Source organism: uncultured Agrococcus sp. (assembly GCF_945915485.1).
Taxonomy (GTDB): domain Bacteria; phylum Actinomycetota; class Actinomycetes; order Actinomycetales; family Microbacteriaceae; genus Agrococcus.
This window is the reverse complement of record NZ_CAMEFJ010000001.1, coordinates 17,123-39,694: the sequence shown is the minus strand read 5'-3', so window position 1 is coordinate 39,694 and position 22,572 is coordinate 17,123. Positions and strand designations below refer to the sequence as shown.

Genomic DNA, 22,572 nt, shown 5'->3' with positions numbered 1-22,572 from the left:
GACTAGGAAGAGGGTTTATTGTGCAAGACGTTCGCCACTCGCGAACCACCCGGATTGTTGCCGCTCTCACGTTGTTCGGCAAACGGTTGACCGTCCTGACCCAACGGCGCATCAGCCTCTTCGTCTTCGCCTGGGTGTCCTTCGTCGCTGAGGTCACGATCATTGGAACCGGCGGCGCTGTTCGGCTGACCGGCTCTGGACTGGGATGCTCGGACTGGCCGATGTGTACGCCGGAGTCGCTCGTGCCACTACCGGAACAAGGAATTCACGGGGTCATCGAGTTCGGCAACCGCCTCATGACGGGGGTGGTTGGTATCGCCGCGCTTGCGGTGCTGCTGCTCACGTGGCGGCACATACACGCAAGACGCGAGCTGATCACGACCGGCTGGTTCGCGCTCGGTTCCGTTCTTGCCGCTACGTCGGTCTATGTCGTGGTTTCTTTCACCCCCGCCGAGGAGTTCACGTGGGTTGCGGCCAACGCTGTCCTGCTCGCAGGAGTCGTGTGGGCGGCCATCAGCACCACTCGAACTGCACCGGGACGACGTGATCTCGTTGTGCTGGCGTGGGTGGTCTTCAGCGGAGTGATCGCGCAGGCCCTGGTCGGCGGGATCACCGTCTTGACGGGTCTTAACCCGTGGATCGTGGGGTTCCACTACACGTCGTCGCTGCTGCTCGTGTGTGTGACCGCGGCGTACCTCGTGCGATTCCGTGCAGTACCGCGCCGGCGCACCAGGGCGGTTCCCGGCTGGTTCGCGGGGCTCACGCACATCACCGGGTTCTTCCTGGCCGCGACGATCTCCTTCGGGGTTCTCACGACCGCATCGGGCCCGCACTCTGGCGATGCGAACGTTATTCGCGACGGCTTCGACGCGACGTTCATGTCGCACGTCCATGCCTGGCCGGGCTACCTCCTCGCGGTACTCGTCGTCGCGCTAGTGATCGCAGCCTGGTCACTTCGGCTTCCTCCGCTGAAGTGGCTGCTCGTTCTAGCTGTCGCAATCGTTGTGCAGATCGTCGTCGGGGTATGGCAGGCTCGCGACGGTCTACCCCCTTTGCTCGTCGGCATCCACATGGTACTCGCCGCTCTCTCTGCCGCGGCCTATACGGTCGTTGCGATGAGACTCAAGATTGCCGCCGCAGCAACGAACAGCCCCGCTATGAGCGTGGAGACGGCATGAAACTCGGCGTTCTCGACATAGGGTCCAACACGGTGCACCTGCTCATCGTCGATGCCCGAGCGGGAGGGCGTCCGAACCCGGAACGCTCGCACAAGATCGTGCTGAGGATCATGCGCTACGTCGAGAACGACGCGATCACGGTCGAGGGGCAGGATGCCCTGATTCGTGCCGTCAACGATTGCGTCGACATCGCGGACCCCGAAAGCCTGGACGACTTCTTCGTCATGGCGACGAGCGCGATCAGGGAAGCCGCGAACGGCGACGAGGTCGTTGCCCGCATCGAGAGGGAGACCGGTGTCAAGCTCGACATCCTGGCGGGGGAAGACGAAGCAAAACTGACCTTCCTGGCCGTGCGCCGCTGGTTCGGCTGGAGCGCAGGGCGGCTCATGCTTTTCGATATCGGCGGTGGCTCGCTTGAGCTTGCATCGGGAGCCGACGAGTTTCCCGATAGGGCGCTCTCGCTCCCGCTGGGTGCAGGGCGCGTCACCAATCACTTTTTCTCCTCCGACCCACCCAGGGGCAAGGAGATCAAGCGTCTCAGGAAGCACGCGCGCGAGATCATCGAAGGCGTTGTCGATGAGCTCCGCGAGGTCGGTAAACCCGATCACGTCGTGGGTTCATCGAAGACGATCAGGTCGCTCGCCCGGCTGGCCGGCAATATGCAACCCGGGGTGGGCGGCAGCGATCGCGTCGTGCTCTACCGTGAACAGCTCGAGGACTGGACTCCGCGAATCGGGAAGATGGATGCCGTGAGCAGACACCAGCTTCCCGGCATAACCGAGGACAGAACGTTTCAGATCGTCGGCGGGGCTGTTGTTCTGCTGGAGGCCATGCGAGCCTTCAAGGTGCGTGAGCTCGACGTCTCGCCGTGGGCACTGCGCGAAGGGCGCATATTGACGAACCTCGACCTGTTGGTTGACAAGCGCGGTCGCCCGATTCTCGGCTGATCCCGCCAACTTCTCGGTCGCCTGGCGACGGGAAGGCTGATTTACGGCGTGTCGGCGCCCAGGGACCGAGAAGTTGTCCGGTTCAGAAGGGCAGCAGCGGGTCGATACCGACCGAGACGAAGATCAGCGTCAAGTACAGGTTCGACGCGTGGAACACCCGCATGGCCTTGATCTCTGCGTGTTCCCGGAGTGCCCGGTTGTAGAGCATGTGTGATTCGGCAACGAACCATGCGCCGGCCACGACCGCGATGGCGGAGTACAGCAGCCCCATCCCTGCGACAGGGATGAGCAGCATGGTGCTCGCGAAGCTGGCCCACGCATAGAGAATGACCTGCAACCCGACGACGCGCTTGCCCCGCACGACCGCGAGCATCGGTACGTTGGCCGCGGTGTAGTCGGCGCGGTATTTCATCGAGAGCGGCCAGTAGTGCGCAGGGGTCCAGAGGAAGACGAGCAGGAACAGGATCCAGGCGGGCCAGTCGACACTTCCCGTCACTGCACTCCAGCCGATGACGACGGGGAAGCATCCGGCGATTCCGCCCCACACGATGTTCTGTTCCGTTCGCCGTTTCAGCACGAGGCTGTAGATCACGACGTAGAAGAAGATCGCCGCAACGGAGAAGGATGCTGCGACCCAGTTCGCCATGAAGCCGAGGACCAGGGTGGAAGCGACGGCGAGTGCCCAGGCGAAAACGTGCGCTTCGACGACGCTCAGCGTACCCGTGACGAGCGGGCGGCGCTTCGTGCGTTCCATGACCCGATCGATGTCGCGATCGATGATCATGTTGAACGCGTTCGCGCTGCCGGCACTCATGAAGCCGCCGACGAGCGTCGCCACAACCGCGCTGAGAGGTGGCAGTCCGCCTGCCGCTAGCACCATGGTCGGCAGCGCAGTCACGAGCAGAAGTTCGATCACTCTGGGTTTCGTGAGCGCCACGTACGCGCCGAACTTCTCTCGCGGAGAGATGCGCGTGCGCGACTGAGTGAGTGAGGACGCTGTGGACATGGACCCTTCCGATCGGCGCGAGCTACACCCATCCTACCCGCGATGCGGCACTAGAGTGGTACGCAGTGACGCGGCCCCGCCGCGCAGAACGAAACGTCGTTAGGAGTGCCGGATGGCAGCGTTCACGTGGACGGATCTCGACAGGCGTGCGGTTGACACCGCGCGGATTCTCGCGGCGGATGCCGTTGAGAAGGTGGGCAGCGGACATCCGGGGACCGCGATGAGCCTGGCGCCCGTGGCGCACCTGCTGTTCCAGAAGATCATGCGTCGTGATCCGGCCGATCCGCACTGGATCGGCCGCGACCGTTTCATCCTCTCCCCCGGCCACACATCCCTCACGCAGTACGTGCAGCACTACTTCGAGGGCTGCGATATGGAGCTCGATGACCTCAAGGCACTGCGCACGTGGGGTTCGAAGACGGCAGGGCACCCCGAATACGGCCACGCGGCCGGCGTCGAGATCACGACCGGACCGCTCGGTCAGGGGCTCGCTTCAGCAGTCGGTTTCGCATACGCGCAGCGTTACGAATCGCAGCTGTTCAACCCCGGCGGCGGGGCGGACGACCCTTTCGATCATTTCACGTACGTCATCGCTTCCGACGGTGATGTACAGGAGGGCGTCACGAGTGAAGCCTCCTCGCTCGCCGGTACGCAGGCACTCGGCAATCTCGTGGTGATCTACGATGCGAACGAGATCTCGATCGAGGACGACACTCGCATCGCCTTCACGGAGGACACAGCTGCCAGATACGAGTCGTACGGCTGGCATGTGCAGCGCGTGCGGTGGCGTCAGGAGTCCGGTTACGTCGAGGACGTCGAAGCGCTCCACGAGGCTATTCGCGCCGCGCAGCGGGAGACAGATAGGCCCAGTTTCATCGTGCTCGACACCATCATCGGATGGCCGTCGCCGAAGAAGCAGAACACGGGAGGCATTCACGGCTCCAAGCTGGGCGGTGAGGAGCTCGCGGCCCTCAAGACCACGCTGGGTGCGGATCCCGAGCAGCACTTCGCAGTCGATGCAGAGGTCATCGAATACACGCGCGAGAATGCGGCCGCAAGAGCCGCGGAGGCACGTGCAGCGTGGCAGCGCTCGTTCGACTCCTGGGCCGCTGCGAACCCGGAGCGTAAAGCGCTCCTGGACAGGCTGCAGGCCGGCGAGCTCCCGGCAGGGCTCGCGGATGCGCTGCCCGAATTCGAATCCGGTAGCTCGGTTGCAACGCGAGCAGCGAGCGGCAAAGTTCTGAACGCGCTCGCGCCGCTGCTTCCCGAACTCTGGGGAGGCTCGGCGGACCTCGCCGGGTCGAACAACACGACGCTGAACGAGTACGGCTCGTTCGCACCCGAACATCTGGCCACTGCAGCGTGGCCGAACCCCTCGTACAGCGGACGCACGATGCACTTCGGAATCCGTGAGCACGCGATGGCGAGCATCCTCAACGGGATCGTGCTGCACGGGCCGACCCGGGCATACGGAGGAACGTTCCTGATCTTCAGCGACTACCAGCGGCCGGCGCTGCGACTCGCTGCGCTCATGGGCGTGCACCCCATCCACGTGTGGACGCATGACTCGATAGGTCTCGGAGAGGACGGACCGACGCACCAGCCGGTTGAGCAACTGGCGTCGCTGCGGCTCATCCCGGGGTTCGATGTCGTGCGTCCGGCGGATGCCGCAGAAACCGCGTGGGCCTGGCTCTCGATCCTCGAGCGTCGCGACTCCCCCGTCGGAATCGCACTGACGCGTCAGGGTGTCCCGGTATTCGAGCGCGGAGAAGGAGCATTCGCTTCCGCCGACAACGTTGCAAGGGGCGCCTACGTCCTCGCGGATGCCGACAGCGGCACGCCGGACGTCATCCTGATCGCAACCGGCTCCGAGGTGCAGCTCGCTGTCGAGGCGAGGGACCGACTCATGGCCGATGGCGTAGCGGCGCGTGTCGTATCGGCCCCCTGCATCGAATGGTTCGAAGAGCAGGAAGAGGCCTACCGGGATTCGGTGCTGCCATCAACGGTTCGTGCCAGAGTCTCGGTCGAGGCGGGCGTGACCGCCTATTGGCGCGGTATCGTCGGCGACGCCGGCCGCTCCGTCGGCATCGATCACTTCGGTGCGAGTGCCGATTATGAAACGCTCTACGAGCGCTTCGACATAACAACCGACGCAGTAGTTCGTGCAGCACGCGAATCGATCGCAGCAGCGCAGGAGGTTTGACTATGAACGACAGAACAGCAGCACTGAGCACGGCCGGCGTGAGCATCTGGCTCGACGATCTCTCACGTGACCGGCTGGAGACCGGCAACCTGCAGGACCTCATCGGCAGCAGGAACGTTGTCGGAGTGACGACGAACCCGACGATCTTCGCAGCCGCGCTCTCGAAGGGTGAGCGCTACGCAGCGGACGTCGCATCGTTACGGGAACGGAATGCGAGCGTCGATGAGACGATCGAGGCGCTCACCACGGCCGACGTCGCCTCCGCCTGCGACCTGTTCAACGGTCTCTACAAGAGCACCAGCGGCTTCAACGGTCGTGTTTCCATCGAGGTGAGCCCGCTGCTTGCCAACGATCACGAGGGCACCGTCGCCGAGGCGAAACGTCTGCACGAACGCGTCGGCCGCGAGAACGTGCTGATCAAGATACCCGCTACCGATGAGGGGCTGCTCGCAATAGCCGACACGATCGCGGCGGGCATCAGCGTCAATGTGACGCTGATCTTCTCGCTGACGAGATACCGCGAGGTCATCAACGCCTACCTCACCGGTCTCGAACGGGCACGGGAAGCGGGCATCGATCTTTCGAAGATCCACTCGGTTGCATCCTTCTTCGTCTCGCGCGTCGACAGCGAGATCGACAAACGCCTCACGGAGATCGGTACGGAGGAGGCCGCCGCGCTGAAGGGCAAGGCCGGTATCGCCAACGCGAGGCTCGCCTATCGTGTCTATCGGGAGGAATTCGCCTCCGAACGCGCGCTCACTCTCCTGGCAGCGGGAGCCAACAGGCAGCGGCCGCTGTGGGCGTCCACGGGTGTCAAAGATCCCGCCTACCCCGACACGATGTACGTGACCGAGCTCGTTGCCGATGAAGTCGTCAACACGATGCCGGAGAACACGCTCGAAGCAACCGCGGATCACGCGGAGGTGCGAGGTGACACTATCAGCGGCGGCTTCACGGAGGCCGACGCCGTGCTCGACGCGGTCGAGGGTGTCGGCGTGTCGTACATTGAGGTGACGGAATTGCTCGAGCGAGAGGGCGTCGAGAAGTTCGAGGTCTCCTGGAACGAACTCGTAGACACGGTTCGGGGCCAGCTCGAGTCGGAAAACGGGTAGATGAACGCTCCCATCGGGCCGGGGCAGAATCCGCTTCGCTCGTCTCGGGATGCGCGCCTCACACGTATCCCAGGGCCGAACGGGCTCATCATTTTCGGCGTCACGGGTGACCTCGCACGGAAGAAGCTGTTACCCGCCGTGTACGACCTCGCCAACAGGGGCCTGCTGCCGCCGGGATTCGCGCTCACGGGGTTCGGACGCCGCGCCTGGACGAGCGAAGAGTTCGCCGATGTCGTCCTCGAGAACGTCAAGCTGTATGCGCGCACCCCGTTCAGGGAGGCCGTGTGGGAGCACCTGCGTCAGGGAATCCGCTTCGTGCAGGGCGATTTCGATGACGATGACGCGTTCGACAGGCTCGCGGAGACCGTTCGCACTCTCGACCGGGAGCGCGGAACGATGGGCAACCACGCGTTCTATCTCTCGATTCCGCCGAACTCATTCCAGATGGTCACGCAGCAGTTGAAGCGCTCGGGGCTCGCGGCGCCGGAGGACAACGAGTGGCGCAGGGTCGTCATCGAGAAGCCGTTCGGACATGACCTGCAATCGGCTCGCGAATTGAACGAGACGGTCGAGAGCGTGTTCCCGCCGGACAGTGTCTTCCGGATCGACCACTACCTCGGTAAAGAGACCGTGCAGAACATCCTCGCGATGCGCTTCGCGAATACGCTCTGGGAGCCGATCTGGAACGCCAATTTCATCGACCACGTGCAGATCACGATGGCCGAGGACATCGGTGTGAGCGGCAGGGCCGGCTATTACGACGGTGTCGGCGCGGCACGGGACGTCATCCAGAACCACCTGCTGCAGCTCTTCGCGCTGACGGCGATGGAGGAGCCGGTTTCTTTCGATGCCGCCGATCTACGGAACGAGAAGGAGAAGGTGCTGCAGGCGACGCGACTGCCGGAGGATCTCGCCTCCGGTGTCGCGCGCGGCCAGTACGCCGGCGGTTGGCAGGGAGCGAAACACGTCCGCGGCTTCCTCGAGGAAGACGGCATGGACCCGGCGTCCAGAACCGAAACGTTCGCCGCGATTACACTGTTCGTCGATAACCGCAGGTGGGCGGGAGTTCCCTTCTACCTCAGGACCGGCAAACGACTCGGCCGTCGCGTCACCGAAATCGCGATCGTGTTCAAACGGGCATCGCAGTATCTTTTCGATCCTTCGAAGACGAGCACAATGGGCGAGAACGCGCTCGTTATCCGCGTGCAGCCCAACGAGGGCATTTCGATCAGGTTCGGCTCGAAGGTACCCGGAACGGGAATGTTCGTCCGCGACGTCACGATGGACTTCGGATACGGGCACGCCTTCACAGAAGAGTCGCCGGAGGCATACGAACGACTGATTCTCGACGTTCTGCTCGGTGACCCTCCCCTCTTCCCGCGGCATCGCGAGGTGGAGCTCTCGTGGCGCATCCTCGATCCCGTCGAGCAGTACTGGGAAGAACAGGAGGCACCGGTCGAGCAGTATGAACCTGGTTCCTGGGGGCCGCAGAGTGCTGACGACATGCTGGCCAGGGATGGTCGAACATGGAGGCGTCCGTGATCAAGCATCTCGAAGACACGAACACGAGCGCCGTCATCCGGACGCTCGACGAGATCCGGGAAGAGGGCGGCGTCGTCGCCCTCGGCAGGGTGCTCACGCTGCTGATTCACACGCAGACCGGGGCGGAAGAGGACGCGATAGAGGCTGCCAACGACGCGAGTCGCGAGCACCCCATGCGTGTCATCGTGATCAGCAGGAATACCGATGATGTCCGCGCGGAGGAAGACCCCCGACTCGATGCCGAGATCCGTGTCGGCGGCGACGCCGGTGCGAGTGAGGTCGTGCTGCTGCAGTGCCGAGGTGAGGTCGGATCAAGGCTTATCGGCGTCGTCCAGGGCCTTCTGCTGCCGGATGCGCCGATCGTGGCGTGGTGGCCGACGTTCATGCCGACGCGGCCGTCGGAATCGCAACTGGGCTCGATCGCGCACCGGAGGATAACCGACACGGGTGCGCAGGAGGAGCCGCGTGAGGCGTTGCGCGCGTTGGCGGACGGGTATGCCCCCGGCGACACCGACTTGAGCTGGACGCGACTCACGAACTGGCGAGCGCACCTTGCGGCGATGCTCGACCAGCCTCCTTACACGCCCGTTTCGGCAGTCACGGTCTGCGGCAGCCTGGATAATCCGAGCGTTCACCTCATGAGCGCTTGGCTCCGCTGCCGATTGCATGTGCCCGTGCGGCTACGGTCCCCCGAGGCGGGCATGCCGATCGGGTCGAGCGGACTCTCGAGCATCGTGCTCCAACGAGGCGAAGAAGAGAATTCGTTGACCAGGATCGAACACGGAACCGGCCTCATGCGTCAAACAGGGCAACCCGATCATCGCGTTGCACTGTCCCGCCGCGGTCTCCGGGACCAGCTGTCGGAGGAACTTCGTAGGCTGGACGCAGATGAGATGTACCGCGAAGTGCTTGCGAGTTTCGCGCTACTGGAAGAAGAGGAGCAATAACCATGACCCCGGCACTCGAGCGATTCCCAACGAAGGACGAACTCATTGCACACGTAGCAGCTCGTGCGGTTGCGCTGCTGCAGGAGCTGACCTTGCAGCGTGAGCGCGTGGACGTGTGTCTTACGGGAGGCTCGGTCGGCGTCGGTGTGCTGTCGGCGATGGCGGAGCGCGAAGACCTGGGCGGAATCGACTTCTCGCGCGTCCACTGGTGGTGGGGTGACGATCGATTCGTGCCGGCCGACAGCGCAGACAGAAATGAGCGGCAGGCACGAGAGGCACTGCTCGATGCGCTATCGATTCCGCCGCAGCTCGTCCACGAGCTTCCCGCGAGCGATGCAGGCCTGAGCCTCGGTGAGGCCGCTGTCGCAGCATCGAACGAACTCGCGGAGGCGGAGCCGTTCGCGCTGACATTCCTGGGCGTGGGCCCTGACGCGCACGTCGCGTCGCTGTTCCCGAAGCACACCGGCACGCAGATGCGCGAACGCGGTGTCATCGCTGTCGGGAACTCCCCCAAGCCGCCCCCTGAACGGCTCTCTCTCACGTTCGCCGCGCTCAACGCGTCCGAACGGATCTGGCTCGTCGTGGCCGGAGAAGACAAAGCGCAAGCGGTGCGAGCCGCGTTGGGCGAGTTCGATCCCGTCGCGGCTCCCGTGACGGGCGCTGTCGGAACGAAAGAGACGCTGCTGTTCGCGGATGCGTCAGCAGCGTCTCTTATCGAGGGTTGATTTGAGGTCGCGCCGCAAGGCTCTATTAACCTAACCTCTTAGGAGCCTCAGCTCAGCTTTGCCCACGGCGAGCGCGGAGCTTCTGCAGCGCTTCGTCCAGCAGCTGCTCTGCTTCCTCTGGAGTCCTACGCTCCTTCACGTATGCGAGGTGCGTCTTGTAGGGTTCTGCCTTCTGCACTTGGGGCGGGCTGGTTTTATCGCGACCAGCGGGCAAACCCGTCGTTGGCGAGTCGACCGTCTCCGGGATCTCCTCTTCCGGAAGATCGGCAGCGAAGTAGCGGACGATCTCGTTGCCGAGTGCGTCCCAGTAGGAAATCGCGCGTCGTTCCGCGTGGTAACCGCGATCCTGTTCACCCATGGGGCCCGCGCCAACGCGCGAACCACGAATTGCACTGCCGCCAGAAGCCATTAGTTTCCTCCGAACTTGGTGATCAAACCGAGAGCGACGATAGAGCCTGCCCAGAGCAACGCCACGTACACCGTGTAACGGTTGAGGTTTCGCTGTGCGACACCGGATGCTCCGAGTGCGGAAGTCATACCGCCACCGAACATGTCAGAGAGGCCACCGCCGCGACCCTTGTGGAGCAGGATGAGCAGCGTCAACGACACCGAGGTGATGCCGAGCACGACCTGCATGATGACCTGGAGAATTTCCACAAAAACGCCTTTCCATGACGGAGACCAGCGACCAGTCTAGCAAACTCGCCAGCGGTCCCCTATCGAACCACGCAGTACGGCGTTAGACGCCGACATGCGATCGATAGCGCACGATGCCCGCAAACTCGTTGGCGTCGAGACTCGCTCCGCCCACGAGCGCTCCGTCGATGTCCGGCTCACGCATGAAACCGGCGATGTTCGCACTCTTCACGCTGCCGCCGTACAGGATGCGGGTGCTTTCGGCAGCCTCATCGTCGCGCACCTCGGCAATCGTCTTTCGCAGAGCCTCGGCGACCTGCTGTGCTTGCTCCGGCGTTGCCGCCTTTCCGGAGCCGATCGCCCAGACCGGTTCGTAGGCGACCACGAAGTCGCCGGCGGGAACCTCGGCCAGGATATCGCGCAGCTGCTGCACCGGCACTGCTGATGCACCGTGCTGTTCGAGATCCTCGGCCGTCTCGCCGACGCAGATGACCGGGACGACACCGTGGCGGACGGCGGCAGCCGCCTTACGCCCGATGGTGGCGTCCGTTTCGCCGTGGTGCTCACGGCGCTCTGAGTGCCCCACGATCGCGTAGGATGCACCGAGCTTGGCGAGGAAGGCGCCTGAGATCTCTCCTGTGAAAGCTCCGGCATCGTGTTCTGAAATGTCTTGCGACCCGTATCGGATGCTGTACTTATCTGCGTCGACGATCGTCTGCACACTGCGCAGATCGGTGAAGGGCGGGAAGACGGATACCTCGACCGCTTCAAAGTCGTGATCCGCATCCTTCAACGTCCATGCGAGCTTCTGAACCAGCGCAATCGCCTGCAGGTGGTCCTGCTGCATTTTCCAGTTGCCCGCTATGAAGGGCACACGTTGCTCTACCATCCCAGTACCTCCAGACCGGGAAGCTGCTTGCCCTCGAGGAACTCGAGGCTGGCACCGCCTCCCGTTGATATGTGCGAAAATGCGTCATCCTCGAACCCGAGGGTGCGAACTGCGGCAGCCGAGTCTCCTCCGCCGACGACCGTGAACGCCTCTGTTTCGGCAAGCGCTTTCGCCACCTGCTCCGTGCCCTTCGCGAAAGCGGGCATCTCGAATACGCCCATCGGGCCATTCCAGAATACGGTGTTCGACGAGACGATACGAGAGGCGAAGGCCTCCGCGGACTCGGGGCCGATATCCAGGCCAAGCGCTGTAGCACCAAGCGACGTCTGCTCAAGTGCGCTCGTCGACGCCACCGCGTGCTCGGCATCCGGTGCGAACCCCGCTGCCATCACGATGTCGGTAGGAAGCACGATGTCGACCCCCTGCACGTCCGCGCTGCGCAAGTAGCCGCGGACGGTGTCCAGCTGGTCTTCCTCCACGAGGCTCGCCCCGATCGCGTGTCCCTGCGCCTTCAAGAAGGTGAACGCCATCCCTCCCCCTATCAGCAGCGCATTCACACGCGGCAGGAGGTGTTCTATGACGCCGAGCTTGTCGCTGACTTTCGAACCTCCCAGAACGACCGTGTACGGCTTCTGCGGTGCATCCGTAAGGCCGGAGAGAACACCCACTTCATCCGCCACGATCAGCCCGGCAGCGCTAGGAAGGATCAGCGCGAGGTCATAGACGCTCGCCTGCTTCCTGTGCACGACGCCGAACCCGTCCGAGACGAACGCGTCAGCGCCGGCTGCGAGCTCTTCAGCGAAAGCGCGTCGTTCAACTTCGTCTTCGCTCGTTTCACGGGGGTCGAAGCGCAGGTTCTCGAGCAGCAGCAGCGAGCCGGGCTGCTGGTTGCGACGAGCCTCGGTCGCCGTCTCTCCGACAGTGTCGGCGGCGAAGGCGACCGGGGCGTCGCTGAGTTCTGCGAGACGCTCGGCAACGGGAGCCAGCGTGAATCTCCCATCCGGCTGCCCTTGCGGGCGACCCAGGTGTGAGACCCCGACGACCTTCGCGCCGGCCCGCGTGAGTCGATCGATCGTCGGCAGCGCGGCTCGGATACGCCCCTCGTCGGTTATGCGTTCTCCGTCGAGCGGAACGTTGAAGTCGAACCGCACGAGAATCGTCTTCCCGGCGAGCTGACCGAGGCTGTCGAGCGTTCGCAGTGTCATGGTTAGACCAGCTTCGAGCCTACGAACTCGGTGAAGTCAACGAGCCTGCAGGAGTAGCCCCACTCGTTGTCGTACCAGGCAGAGATCTTGATCTGGTTGCCCTGCACGCGTGTCAGACCCGAGTCGAAGATCGAGGACTGGTCGTCACCGACGATGTCGGCAGAGACGATCGGCTCATCCGTGTACTCCATGATGCCCTTGAGAGGAGCCTCGCCTGCTGCTTTCTTGAATGCGGCGTTGATTTCGTCGACCGTCAGGTCACTACGGCTCGTCGTGATGGTCAGGTCCGTGAGGGACCCTGTTGCAACCGGCACGCGGAGCGCGTAGCCGTCGAGCTTCCCATCGAGTTCCGGATAGACCTTGCCGATAGCAGAAGCCGCGCCAGTGGACGTCGGGATGATCGAGACGGCGGCAGCACGAGCTCGGCGGAGATCGGAGTGCGGAGCGTCCTGCAGACGCTGGTCTGCGGTGTACGCGTGCACCGTGACCATGAGACCGGACTCGATGCCGAAGTTCTCGTGGAAGACCTTCACGATGGGAGCGAGGCAGTTCGTCGTGCAGGAGGCGTTGGACAGCACGTGCTGTGTCGCGGGGTCGTAATCCTCGTTGTTGACGCCCATGACGAACATCGGAACACCGCCCTTACCGGGTGCGGAGAGAATGACCTTCTTGGCACCGGCGTCGAGGTGGGCCTGGGCCTGCTCCGCGCTGGTGAAAATGCCAGTGCTTTCGACAACCACGTCGACACCGTAGTCGCTCCAAGGGAGCTTCGCAGGGTCCTTCTCCGACAGCACGCTGACGCGCTTGCCGTTGATGATGATTGCATCGTCATCGTGTGAGACCTCGCCGGGGAACCGGCCCATGATGGAGTCGTATTTCAGCAGGTGAGCGAGTGTCTTCGTGTCGGTGAGATCGTTCACTGCGACGATCTCGAGGTTGGATTCCGAGCGCAGCAGTGCGCGAGTGAAGTTGCGCCCGATGCGGCCGAATCCGTTGATAGCTACTTTGATGGTCACTGACATTCCTTCCGGGGAGTGTGACGGTGATTGGAAAGGACGCCGACGGGGCCCGACATTGCGACGGGCCCCGTCGGCACACGCGGTGAACTACTAAATGAGCCCCGCGGTCTTCGTACGCGCGTCAGCCAATCGAGCTGCAGCATCCTGCCAATTAACGATCTGCCAGAATGCCTTCACGTAGTCGGCCTTGACGTTCAGGTAGTCGAGGTAGAACGCGTGCTCCCACATGTCGAGCATGAGAATCGGGTGCGTCCCGACCGGGACATTGCCCTGCTGGTCGAACAATTGGAACACGTTGAGCCGCTCTCCGACGGAATCCCAGGCGAGCACTGACCAGCCGGACCCCTGAATTGTCGTGGCGGTCTGGCTGAAGTGCGACTTGAACTTCTCGAAGTCTCCGAAGAACTCGCTCAGCGCTGCGCTGAGTTCGCCATCCGGTTCGCCCCCGCCATCCGGCGAAAGGTTGTTCCAGAAAACGGTGTGGTTGGTGTGGCCTCCGAGATGGAAAGCGAGATCCTTCTCCAGCTTCGTGATCGAGCCGAAATCGGCTGATTCACGCGCTGCTTCAAGTGCTTCGAGGGCCGTGTTGGCGCCGTCGACATAGGTCTTGTGATGCTTGTCATGGTGCAGTTCCATGATCTTCCCTGAGATGTGGGGTTCAAGCGCCGCGTAGTCATACGGGAGTTCGGGCAGTGTGTAGACGGTCATGTGTACCTGCTTTCTCTCATTGCCTTACCTGTCAGTCTAGCCTCCGGGCTAGTCCTCCATGTCATCGGTGATCGCGGCGTCCGTTCCCGGCAGGCCACTGTCAGACGCCTGCTTATCGGCCATCGCCAACAGCCGACGTATACGTCCGGCAACGGCATCCTTTGTGAGCTGGGGGTCCGCGAGACGACCAAGCTCATCGAGGCTCGCCTCCCGATGTTCGAGGCGGAGTCTCCCTGCATACACGAGATGATCGGGAATGTCCTCCCCCAGAATTTCGAAGGCTCGCTCGACTCGCGCGCAGGCGGCGACCGCGGCCTGCGCCGAGCGTCGCAGATTGGCGTCGTCGAAGTTGACGAGACGGTTAGCGTTGGCGCGAACCTCACGCCGCTGACGCATCTGCGTCCACGCCTCGACCGATTGACCGGCACCCATGACCTCGAGCATCTGCGCGATGTCGTCACTGTCGCGGATCATGACGCGGTGCTGCCCGCGCACCTCGCGCGCCTTCGACTGGATGCCCAAGCGGCTGGCTGCGCCGACGAGCGCCATGCCTGCCTCGCTCGTGGGGCAGATGACTTCGAGCGAAGACGACCTGCCGGGGTCGGTCAGCGATCCCTGTACGAGGAAGGCTCCCCGCCATACACCGGCGAGATCATCGATCGATCCGGTCGTCAAGCGGTTCGGCAGCCCGCGAACAGGTCGGTGGCGATTGTCGATGAGGCCCGTTTGCCGCGCAAGGACCTCGCCTCCCGTCACGACGCGTACGAGGTACGAACGCGAAGATTTGGGACCGCTGCCGGATATGACTGCGATCTCGGCCTTAACACCGTAGAGCTCCAGAAGGGTCATACCGAGCTTCCGTGCCGCATCCGCAGTGTCCAGTTCGCACTCGACGGCGACTCGGCCGTGGATAACGTGGAGGCCTCCCGAGAAGCGCAACATCGCTGATGCCTCAGCGGCTCGCGTTTGCGGCCTCGGGGCACGAATCCGCGCGAGCTCGTGTTTCACATCGGCGGTCAACGCCATGCTGTTCGTCTCCTATTCTCTTCCAAGATCACGGTGCGTGACACGCACAACGGAGTCCGCGGTGTCGGCCAGCAGCTCTCCAAGGTAGCGGGCGGACGCAACGGAACGGTGTTTGCCACCGGTACAGCCTACGGCGAGAATAACGTGCCGTTTGTTCTCTCGCCGATACCCCTCGAGAACTGGCTCCAAAGCATGAACGTAACGCTCGAAGAACTCGGTCGTACCGGCTTGATTCAGCACGTAGTCGCTAACGCGTTCGTCCTCGCCCGTGAGCTCGCGTAAATCCTGCTGCCAGAACGGGTTCGGGATGAACCTCATGTCGATCACGAGGTCAGCGTCGACGGGCAGACCGTACTTGAAGCCGAAACTGAGAATCGTGAGTGTGAACTTCGGCCGACCCGAATCGGAATAGTGCTCGATGATCCTTTTCGTCAGCTGGTGAACATTGAAGTTCGACGTGTCGATGAGTTGATCCGCTTGCGAACGCAACTCGCTGAGCCGGTTCCGTTCCATCCGGATGCCATCGATGATGGTGCCGTCACCCTGCAGCGGATGCGGACGGCGAACCGCTTCGAAGCGGCGCACGATGGCTTCGTCGCTCGCCTCGAGGAAGATGAGGGTTACCGAGTACTCGACTTTGAGGAGTTGCAGGAGCTGAATCGCGTCGTCGAACAGCACCCCTCCGCGAACGTCGATGACGATGGCGAGACGGGGAAGAGAATCGGCAGCGCCCACGAGCTCCACGAGCTGCCTGAGCATGGCAGGGGGGAGATTGTCGACGACGAAGTAGCCGATGTCCTCGAGTGCGTTCGCGACCGTTGTCCGCCCCGCACCGGAGAGCCCCGTGATGATGAGAACTTCGCGTGCTTCGCTCACGATGTTTCGTCCTGTCCCCTAACCTGTGCTCGCTCATTCATGCTACCGCCCGAGAGAGCATCGTGGACCGCGGAAGCCAGGGAGGGCCCGACGCCCTTGACCTCGGCGATCTCCTCAACGCTGGCTGCTCGCACCCGCTTCGCGGATCCGAAGTGCTTCAGCAGCGCCTTTACGCGCGCAGGGCCCAGCCCCTGGATGGAGCCCAGCTCACTCTCGATGGCGCTCGATCGCTTGGTGCGCTGGTAGCGAAGCGCAAACCTGTGCGCTTCGTCGCGCAGTCGTTGTACGAGGTACAGAGCCTCACTCGTTCTGGGAAGGATCACGGGATAGTCATCACCGGGCAGCCACAGCTCCTCCAGACGCTTCGCGATCCCCGCGATGGGGATGCTGGCGATGCCCGACTCCCGCAGTGCGCGTTGCGCAGCATTCACCTGAGGAAGGCCCCCGTCGATCAGCAGCAGCTGGGGCGGATAGGAAAACCGGTTCTCATTCTGTTCCGGGTCTTGCTCTACGCCGCGGAGATACTTCAAACGTCGTGTGAGTACCTGATGCATCGACGCAGTATCGTCCGTCGTGCCGTGCACGGAGAACTTCCTGTACTGGTCCTTCTTCGGCAGTCCGTCTTCGAAGACCACCATCGACCCGACAACGTCGGTTCCGCCCAGGTGAGAGATGTCATAGCACTCGATGCGCAAGGGGGCTTCATCGAGGCCGAGCGCCTCCTGCAGGTCGGTGAGCGCTTGCGTCCTGGTGACGTAGTCGCTCGACCGCTTGGTCCTGGAAACCTGCAGTGCGTGCGATGCATTCGCCGTCGCCGAGTCGGTCAGCTGCTTCTTCTCACCGCGCCGGGCCTTACGAATCGTGACTCTGCCTCCGAGCCCTGCCGCATGCCGTCGACCGGTGAGCCACTGCTCGACCGCTTCCGGGCTTTCCGGAGTCACGGGGAGGAGCACTTCGCGCGCCGGAGCAGCGAGCTCGTCGGCAGCTTTCGTGTCGTAGGCGATGCGAAGCAGCTGTTCCGCAAGCTCTCCCTCCGGGAGATCGAGCTCTGTATCGACGACCCAGCTGCGAGTGCCTCGAATACGGCCCTTTCGCACACTGAAGAGGTGCAGCGATGCCTGCAGTTCGTCGTGCACGAGCCCGAATACATCGGCATCTACTCGATCGGCAAGAACGACGGATGTCTTCGCGAGCACGGTTTCCATCGCGACGATCTGATCACGGAGCCGCGCAGCGCGTTCGAACTGCAGCTCCTCGCTTGCCGCCATCATCTGCTCGCGAACCGCTTCCACGAACTCCTGATCCGCGCCGGCCATGAAGGAGATGAGACGCTTCGCAATGTCCCGGTGTTCATCTTCTGTCACTCGTTCGACGCAGGGAGCCGAGCACTTCCCGATGTCCCCCAGAAGGCAGGGCCGCCCGTCACGCTGCGCCTTATCGAAGATCGCCTGCGAGCACGATCGCATAGGAAAGGCTTTGAGCAGTGCGTCGAGCGTTTCGCGTATCGCCCACACTTTCGTGTACGGCCCGAAGTAGCGAGCCCCGCGGATGCCGCGATTGCGAGTCACCATGACTCGGGGAACGCTCTCCCCCAGCGTGACGGCCAGGTAGGGGTAGGACTTGTCGTCACGGAACTGCACGTTGAAAGGGGGCTCGTACTCCTTGATCCAGGTGTACTCGAGCTGCAGTGCTTCGAACTCGGACCCCACGATCGTCCATTCGACGCTGGCCGCCGTCAGCACCATGCGTCGTGTTCGCTCGTGCAGACCCGGCAGTGGCTGGAAGTAGTTCTGGAGTCGCTGCTTGAGCGACTTCGCCTTGCCGACGTAGAGAATGCGCCCCTTGTCGTCTCGGAACCGATAGACACCCGGGGCGGCGGGAATGTCCGCCGTCCGCGGGCGCCAGGGTACGGTATCGGCCACTACTGCAGCAGCTCCTTCAGGAACTGCCCCGTGAACGAGGATTCCTCTTCGGCGACAGCTTCCGGTGTTCCCGTGGCGATTACGGTGCCACCACCAGCGCCACCCTCTGGCCCGAGATCGATGATGAAATCGGCGGACTTGATGACATCGAGATTGTGTTCGATCGTGATGACGGAATTGCCCTTCTTGACCAGCGAATCGAGCACACCGAGCAGCTTCCGGACATCCTCGAAATGCAGTCCCGTCGTCGGCTCGTCGAGCACGTAGATACTTCTGCCGTTCGATCTGCGCTGCAGCTCAGTTGCGAGCTTCACGCGCTGCGCCTCGCCGCCAGAGAGCGTTGTCGCCGCCTGGCCGAGTCTGACGTAGCCGAGCCCGACATCCACGAGCGTTGCGAGATAGCGATGAATCGACTGAATCGCCTCGAAGAACTCGGCGGCCTCTTCTATCGGCATATCGAGAACGTCGGCGATGCTCTTGCCTTTGTAGTGGACCGCGAGCGTATCTCGGTTGTAACGAGCCCCGTTGCAGGTCTCGCACGCGACATACACGTCCGGTAGGAAGTTCATCTCGATCTTGATGGTTCCGTCGCCCTGGCACGCCTCGCAGCGGCCGCCCTTCACGTTGAATGAGAACCTGCCCGGCTGATAGCCACGCGCTTTCGCCTCCGCCGTCTCGGCGAAGAGTGTGCGGATCTTGTCGAAGACCCCCGTATAGGTCGCCGGATTCGAGCGTGGAGTTCGACCGATGGGCGCCTGATCGACGTGGACCACCTTGTCCAGGTGTTCGAGCCCCGTTATGCGCTTGTGCTTCGCCGGCACCTGCTTCGCACCGTTGAGGGAGTTCGCCAACACCTTGTAGAGCACTTCGTTGATCAGCGTCGACTTCCCCGAACCGCTGACGCCCGTAACGGCCACGAACAGGCCCAGCGGAACGTCGACGGAAACGTTCTGGAGATTGTTCGCCGTCGCGCCCTCGATTCGCAGCATGCGTTCGCTGTCGACGGCACGGCGCTGCTCTGGCAACGGAATCGTCTTCCTGCCGGCAAGGTAATCGCCGGTGACAGAGCGGGGATGCTTGACGAGCTGCTCGTACGAACCGGAGTGGACGACCTCGCCCCCGTGCTCGCCTGCTCCGGGCCCGATATCGACGATCCAGTCGGCAGTCCGAATCGTGTCCTCGTCGTGTTCGACGACGATCAGCGTATTGCCGAGGTCCCGGAGCGACTCGAGGGTCGTGATGAGCCTCCGATTGTCACGCTGATGGAGACCGATCGACGGCTCATCGAGCACGTACAACACGCCCGTGAGCCCCGAGCCGATCTGTGTCGCCAAGCGGATGCGCTGCGCCTCGCCACCGGAGAGAGTTCCGGCAGCCCTCGACATCGTCAGGTAGCCGAGCCCGACCTCCAGGAGGAAGTCGAGACGCGCGCGAATCTCGCGTAGCACGGCAGCGGCGATCATCGCCTCCCGCTCGGTCAGATCGAGCGTCTGCATGAACTCGTGCGAGTCGCTGAGGCTCATGTCCGTGACTTCGGCAATGGAGCGACCGGCGACCTGCACTGCAAGCACCTCTTCCGTCAGTCGAGCTCCGTGGCAGGTCGGACACGGCGTTTCGCGAAGTAGCTGGCCGTACTTGCTCCGCGACCAGTCCGACTCGGATTCGCTGTGCTTGCGCAGAACCCACGGCAGAACACCTTCGTAGCCGGAGGAGTAGCTGAGCTTGCGTCCCCAACGATTCCGCCACTGCACCACGACGTTGTCTTCCGCACCGTGCAGAATCAACTGCTGCGTCTCCTCCTCGAGCTGATCCCATGGGGTGTCGAGGGAAAAGCCGAAGTCATTCGCGACACCGGAGAGCAGCCGTTCGAAGTAGCGATACAGCCCCTTGTTCCCCTGCGTCCACGGCACGATAGCGCCTTCATTGATGGAGAGCTCCGAGTCGCCGATGACGAGGTCCGCGTCGGCCTGCAGGCGTGTTCCGATTCCGTCACAGGTTTTGCAGGAGCCGAAGGGGGCGTTGAAGGAGAACGTGCGAGGCTCGATCTCCGTGAGCGTCACAGGGTGGCGGTTGGGGCACGAGAGTTTTTCGCTGAACGTCCTGGATACGCCGTCGTCGACGTAGTCGACCGTGACGAGTCCGTCCGCGAGCCGCAGCGCGGTCTCAAGAGAGTCGGTCAATCGCGTGAGAATGTCGGGGCCGGCAACGAGACGATCGACGACGACGGAGATGTCGTGCTTGACCTGTTTCTTGAGCGCGGGAGCCTCGTCGAGTCGAACGAGCTGTCCGTCGATGACGGCCCGGGAGTACCCGGTGGCGATGAAGTTGCGAATCGTGTCCTGGAATTCACCCTTCTTCTGCTGCACGACCGGCGCGAGCAGCTGGTAACGAGTGCCGTCCTGCTGCTCCATGAGCTCATCCGCTATCTGCTGCACCGTCTGGCGCTGAATCCGCTCACCGCATACCGGACAGTGCGGGATGCCGATGCGCGCCCACAGCAGCCGCATGTAGTCGTAGATCTCGGTTATCGTCCCCACGGTGGATCGGGGATTCCGGTTGGTGGACTTCTGGTCTATGGACACCGCCGGGCTGAGCCCGTCGATGAAGTCGACGTCGGGGCGATCCACCTGCCCCAAGAACTGCCGTGCGTAGGCCGAGAGCGACTCGACGTACCGCCTTTGGCCTTCCGCGAAAACGGTATCGAAGGCAAGCGATGACTTGCCGGAGCCCGAGAGACCGGTAAAGACGATGAGCGAATCGCGAGGCACGGAAACGTTGACGTTCTTCAGATTGTGGACCCTCGCGCCCTTCACGGTCAGCTCAGGGTTGGACACGGTACGGGCGGAAGGTTTCGAAGTCGATTTTGCCACCTTGCAAGTCTAAGCCTGACATCCGACACGGAACGTTCGAACGGTCACCGGATGCGGGCGATCAGCTCGTCGACGGTTACGGTTGCGCCCTCGGACACCGTGTGCTCGAGAGTCCCTGCGCAGTGCGCAGCGACTCTCGTCTCCATCTTCATCGCGTCGAGCACCGCAATGTCCTCACCGGCATCCACCGTTTCGCCATCGCTCTTCAGCCAGGTGACGAGCGAGCCCGGAACGGGCGAGTGCACGCCCATCCGCTCATGCTCGCCCGGCCCGTCCTCACGAGGCTCTGACTGTGCACCGAGCGCGAAGAGCCCCGCTGGAATGCCGAGTACGAGACGCCTACCGTCGACTTCGATCGGCAGACGCTGCAGTTCGGGGTCATCGGTTCCGAGCGCGCGTGACTGCATATCCAGCCGTGGCATGAGCTCGTTCTCTATCCACTGCGTCGTGACCTTGAATGCTTTGGTCTGAAAGTCGCGTTCTTCCACGACAGCGCTTGCGAACGGGAGGACGGTGGCGATGCCGGTGACTTCGAGCTCGTGCAGGGCACGTCGCGATCGCACGAGAGCTGCATCGCGATCGCGGGCGTGGACGATCAACTTCGCAGCGAGCGAATCGAATGCAGGCTGGACGACGTCACCGGCCTCGACGCCGGCATCCCATCGGATTCCTGGCCCTCCCGGGACCCGTAGGCTTTCGACCCTGCCGGGCGACGGGAGAAATCCACGCCCGGGATCCTCCGCATTGAGTCGAAACTCGAACGCGTGGCCCAGCGGCTCCGGGGTGGCGGTGAACGACATGCCGAGCCCCTCTGCGATCCTGAACTGCTCCTGGACGAGGTCGACACCCGTCACTGCTTCCGTGACGGGATGCTCCACCTGCAGGCGAGTGTTGACCTCGAGGAAAGAGACGGTGCCGTCCTCCGCGAGCAGAAACTCGACGGTGCCCGCGCCCCGATAGTTCACGGCTGAGCAGATATCGCGGGCGGCATCGTGGATGCGCGAACGTTGCTGCTCCGTAAGCCCCGGAGCGGGAGCTTCTTCCACGAGTTTCTGACCTCTTCTTTGCAATGAGCAGTCGCGATCGCCGACGACGATGACGTTGCCATCCCCGTCGCCGAGAATCTGCGCTTCGACGTGACGAGCACGGTCGAGATAGCGCTCGATGAAACACTCCGGGCGCCCGAATGCCGCTATCGACTCGCGCGTGGCGGAGTCGAACGCGCTCGCAACCTCATCAATCGATCTCGCGATCTTCAGTCCCCTGCCGCCGCCGCCGAACGCGGCCTTGATGACGACCGGAACACCGTGCTCTCTCGCGAACTCGATCGCCTCCCGCTCATCCCGTAGCGGCTCATCCGTTCCCGCCGCCAGAGGAGCGCCTATTCGAACAGCGATCTCCCTTGCTGTGACTTTGTCGCCAAGGGCCTCTATCGTTTCGGGAGCCGGCCCGATCCAGACGAGACCGGCTTGTTCAACCGCCCTCGCGAACTCCGCGTTCTCCGACAGGAATCCGTACCCGGGGTGAACGGCATCGGCCGCCGCCGACTGCGCCGCAGCGAGCAGCGCCTGCGTGTTCAAGTACGTGTCCGATGCGCTCGTACCCGGCAACGCAAAGGCCTCGTCGGCAAGCCGAACGTGCATCGCGTCGAAGTCTTGGTCCGCGTACACGGCGACAGACGTGTACCCTGCCTCCGCGCAGGCTCGGATGATTCGAACCGCGATCTCACCGCGGTTGGCGATCAGGATCTTCTTCATCGTC

19 protein-coding genes are annotated in these 22,572 nt (G+C 63.1%); 7 read left to right on the top strand and 12 right to left on the bottom strand.

Going from position 1 to position 22,572, the window contains the following annotated elements:
• Window positions 1-20 precede the first annotated feature (20 nt).
• Together Q0O95_RS00160 and Q0O95_RS00155 are read left to right on the top strand one after the other, a co-directional pair.
• A complete protein-coding gene (locus tag Q0O95_RS00160) occupies window positions 21-1,178 on the top strand; it encodes a COX15/CtaA family protein (protein ID WP_293694167.1) in 1,158 nt (385 codons plus the stop codon).
• Window positions 1,175-2,125, top strand: coding sequence for a Ppx/GppA phosphatase family protein (locus tag Q0O95_RS00155; protein ID WP_293694165.1), 951 nt, complete (start codon window positions 1,175-1,177; stop codon window positions 2,123-2,125). The genes Q0O95_RS00160 and Q0O95_RS00155 overlap by 4 nt, the downstream gene beginning before the upstream one ends.
• An 82-nt stretch (window positions 2,126-2,207) precedes the next feature.
• Here Q0O95_RS00155 and Q0O95_RS00150 read toward each other — a convergent pair whose 3' ends face one another.
• Window positions 2,208-3,131, bottom strand: coding sequence for a heme o synthase (locus Q0O95_RS00150; protein ID WP_293694164.1), 924 nt, complete (start codon window positions 3,129-3,131; stop codon window positions 2,208-2,210).
• 112 nt (window positions 3,132-3,243) lie between these two features.
• Here Q0O95_RS00150 and tkt point away from each other — a divergent pair, with 112 nt between their 5' ends.
• From tkt to pgl, 5 genes are read left to right on the top strand one after another with little or no spacing between them, the layout of a single operon-like run.
• Entirely contained in the window at window positions 3,244-5,334 is a 2,091-nt protein-coding gene (gene tkt, locus Q0O95_RS00145) for a transketolase (protein ID WP_293694162.1), read from the top strand.
• Window positions 5,335-5,336: 2 nt separating this feature from the next.
• Complete coding sequence (gene tal / locus Q0O95_RS00140; RefSeq protein ID WP_293694160.1) at window positions 5,337-6,446, top strand: transaldolase; 1,110 nt, start codon at window positions 5,337-5,339, stop codon at window positions 6,444-6,446.
• The gene (zwf, locus tag Q0O95_RS00135; protein WP_293694158.1) at window positions 6,447-7,988 is read left to right on the top strand and encodes a glucose-6-phosphate dehydrogenase; all 1,542 of its coding nucleotides are present in this window, start codon (window positions 6,447-6,449) and stop codon (window positions 7,986-7,988) included.
• Entirely contained in the window at window positions 7,985-8,935 is a 951-nt protein-coding gene (locus Q0O95_RS00130; RefSeq protein ID WP_293694156.1) for a glucose-6-phosphate dehydrogenase assembly protein OpcA, read from the top strand. Before zwf ends, Q0O95_RS00130 begins: the two co-directional genes overlap by 4 nt.
• A 2-nt stretch (window positions 8,936-8,937) precedes the next feature.
• Complete coding sequence (gene pgl, locus Q0O95_RS00125; protein ID WP_293694153.1) at window positions 8,938-9,660, top strand: 6-phosphogluconolactonase; 723 nt, start codon at window positions 8,938-8,940, stop codon at window positions 9,658-9,660.
• A 52-nt stretch (window positions 9,661-9,712) separates the two neighbouring features.
• Here pgl and Q0O95_RS00120 read toward each other — a convergent pair whose 3' ends face one another.
• The 11 genes from Q0O95_RS00120 to Q0O95_RS00070 all read right to left on the bottom strand — a co-directional run bounded on the left by Q0O95_RS00120 (window position 9,713) and on the right by Q0O95_RS00070 (window position 22,568).
• Window positions 9,713-10,069 (bottom strand): RNA polymerase-binding protein RbpA, encoded by a 357-nt coding sequence (locus Q0O95_RS00120; RefSeq protein ID WP_293694150.1) that lies wholly within the window; start codon window positions 10,067-10,069, stop codon window positions 9,713-9,715.
• Window positions 10,069-10,317, bottom strand: a complete 249-nt coding sequence (gene secG / locus Q0O95_RS00115) for a preprotein translocase subunit SecG (protein WP_293694147.1) — start codon at window positions 10,315-10,317, stop codon at window positions 10,069-10,071. Before secG ends, Q0O95_RS00120 begins: the two co-directional genes overlap by 1 nt.
• Before the next feature lie 82 nt (window positions 10,318-10,399).
• Complete coding sequence (gene tpiA, locus Q0O95_RS00110) at window positions 10,400-11,185, bottom strand: triose-phosphate isomerase (RefSeq protein WP_293694144.1); 786 nt, start codon at window positions 11,183-11,185, stop codon at window positions 10,400-10,402.
• Window positions 11,179-12,390, bottom strand: coding sequence for a phosphoglycerate kinase (locus Q0O95_RS00105; RefSeq protein ID WP_293694142.1), 1,212 nt, complete (start codon window positions 12,388-12,390; stop codon window positions 11,179-11,181). Before Q0O95_RS00105 ends, tpiA begins: the two co-directional genes overlap by 7 nt.
• A gap of 2 nt (window positions 12,391-12,392) precedes the next feature.
• On the bottom strand, window positions 12,393-13,406 hold the full coding sequence (gene gap, locus Q0O95_RS00100; protein WP_293694139.1) for a type I glyceraldehyde-3-phosphate dehydrogenase: 1,014 nt from the start codon (window positions 13,404-13,406) through the stop codon (window positions 12,393-12,395).
• Between the two features lie 93 nt (window positions 13,407-13,499).
• Window positions 13,500-14,117: a superoxide dismutase gene (locus Q0O95_RS00095; protein ID WP_293694137.1), complete on the bottom strand. Its 618-nt coding sequence runs from the start codon at window positions 14,115-14,117 to the stop codon at window positions 13,500-13,502.
• Window positions 14,118-14,165: 48 nt separating this feature from the next.
• The gene (gene whiA, locus Q0O95_RS00090; RefSeq protein WP_293694134.1) at window positions 14,166-15,143 is read right to left on the bottom strand and encodes a DNA-binding protein WhiA; all 978 of its coding nucleotides are present in this window, start codon (window positions 15,141-15,143) and stop codon (window positions 14,166-14,168) included.
• Window positions 15,144-15,155: 12 nt separating this feature from the next.
• Window positions 15,156-16,019 carry an RNase adapter RapZ gene (rapZ, locus tag Q0O95_RS00085; RefSeq protein WP_293694131.1) on the bottom strand — a complete coding sequence of 288 codons (864 nt, stop codon included), beginning with the start codon at window positions 16,017-16,019 and terminating at the stop codon, window positions 15,156-15,158.
• On the bottom strand, window positions 16,016-17,941 hold the full coding sequence (gene uvrC / locus Q0O95_RS00080) for an excinuclease ABC subunit UvrC (RefSeq protein ID WP_293694128.1): 1,926 nt from the start codon (window positions 17,939-17,941) through the stop codon (window positions 16,016-16,018). The genes rapZ and uvrC overlap by 4 nt, the downstream gene beginning before the upstream one ends.
• Window positions 17,941-20,811, bottom strand: a complete 2,871-nt coding sequence (gene uvrA, locus Q0O95_RS00075) for an excinuclease ABC subunit UvrA (RefSeq protein ID WP_293694125.1) — start codon at window positions 20,809-20,811, stop codon at window positions 17,941-17,943. The genes uvrC and uvrA overlap by 1 nt, the downstream gene beginning before the upstream one ends.
• Window positions 20,812-20,855: 44 nt before the next feature.
• Complete coding sequence (locus tag Q0O95_RS00070) at window positions 20,856-22,568, bottom strand: biotin carboxylase N-terminal domain-containing protein (protein WP_293694284.1); 1,713 nt, start codon at window positions 22,566-22,568, stop codon at window positions 20,856-20,858.
• Window positions 22,569-22,572 lie beyond the last annotated feature (4 nt).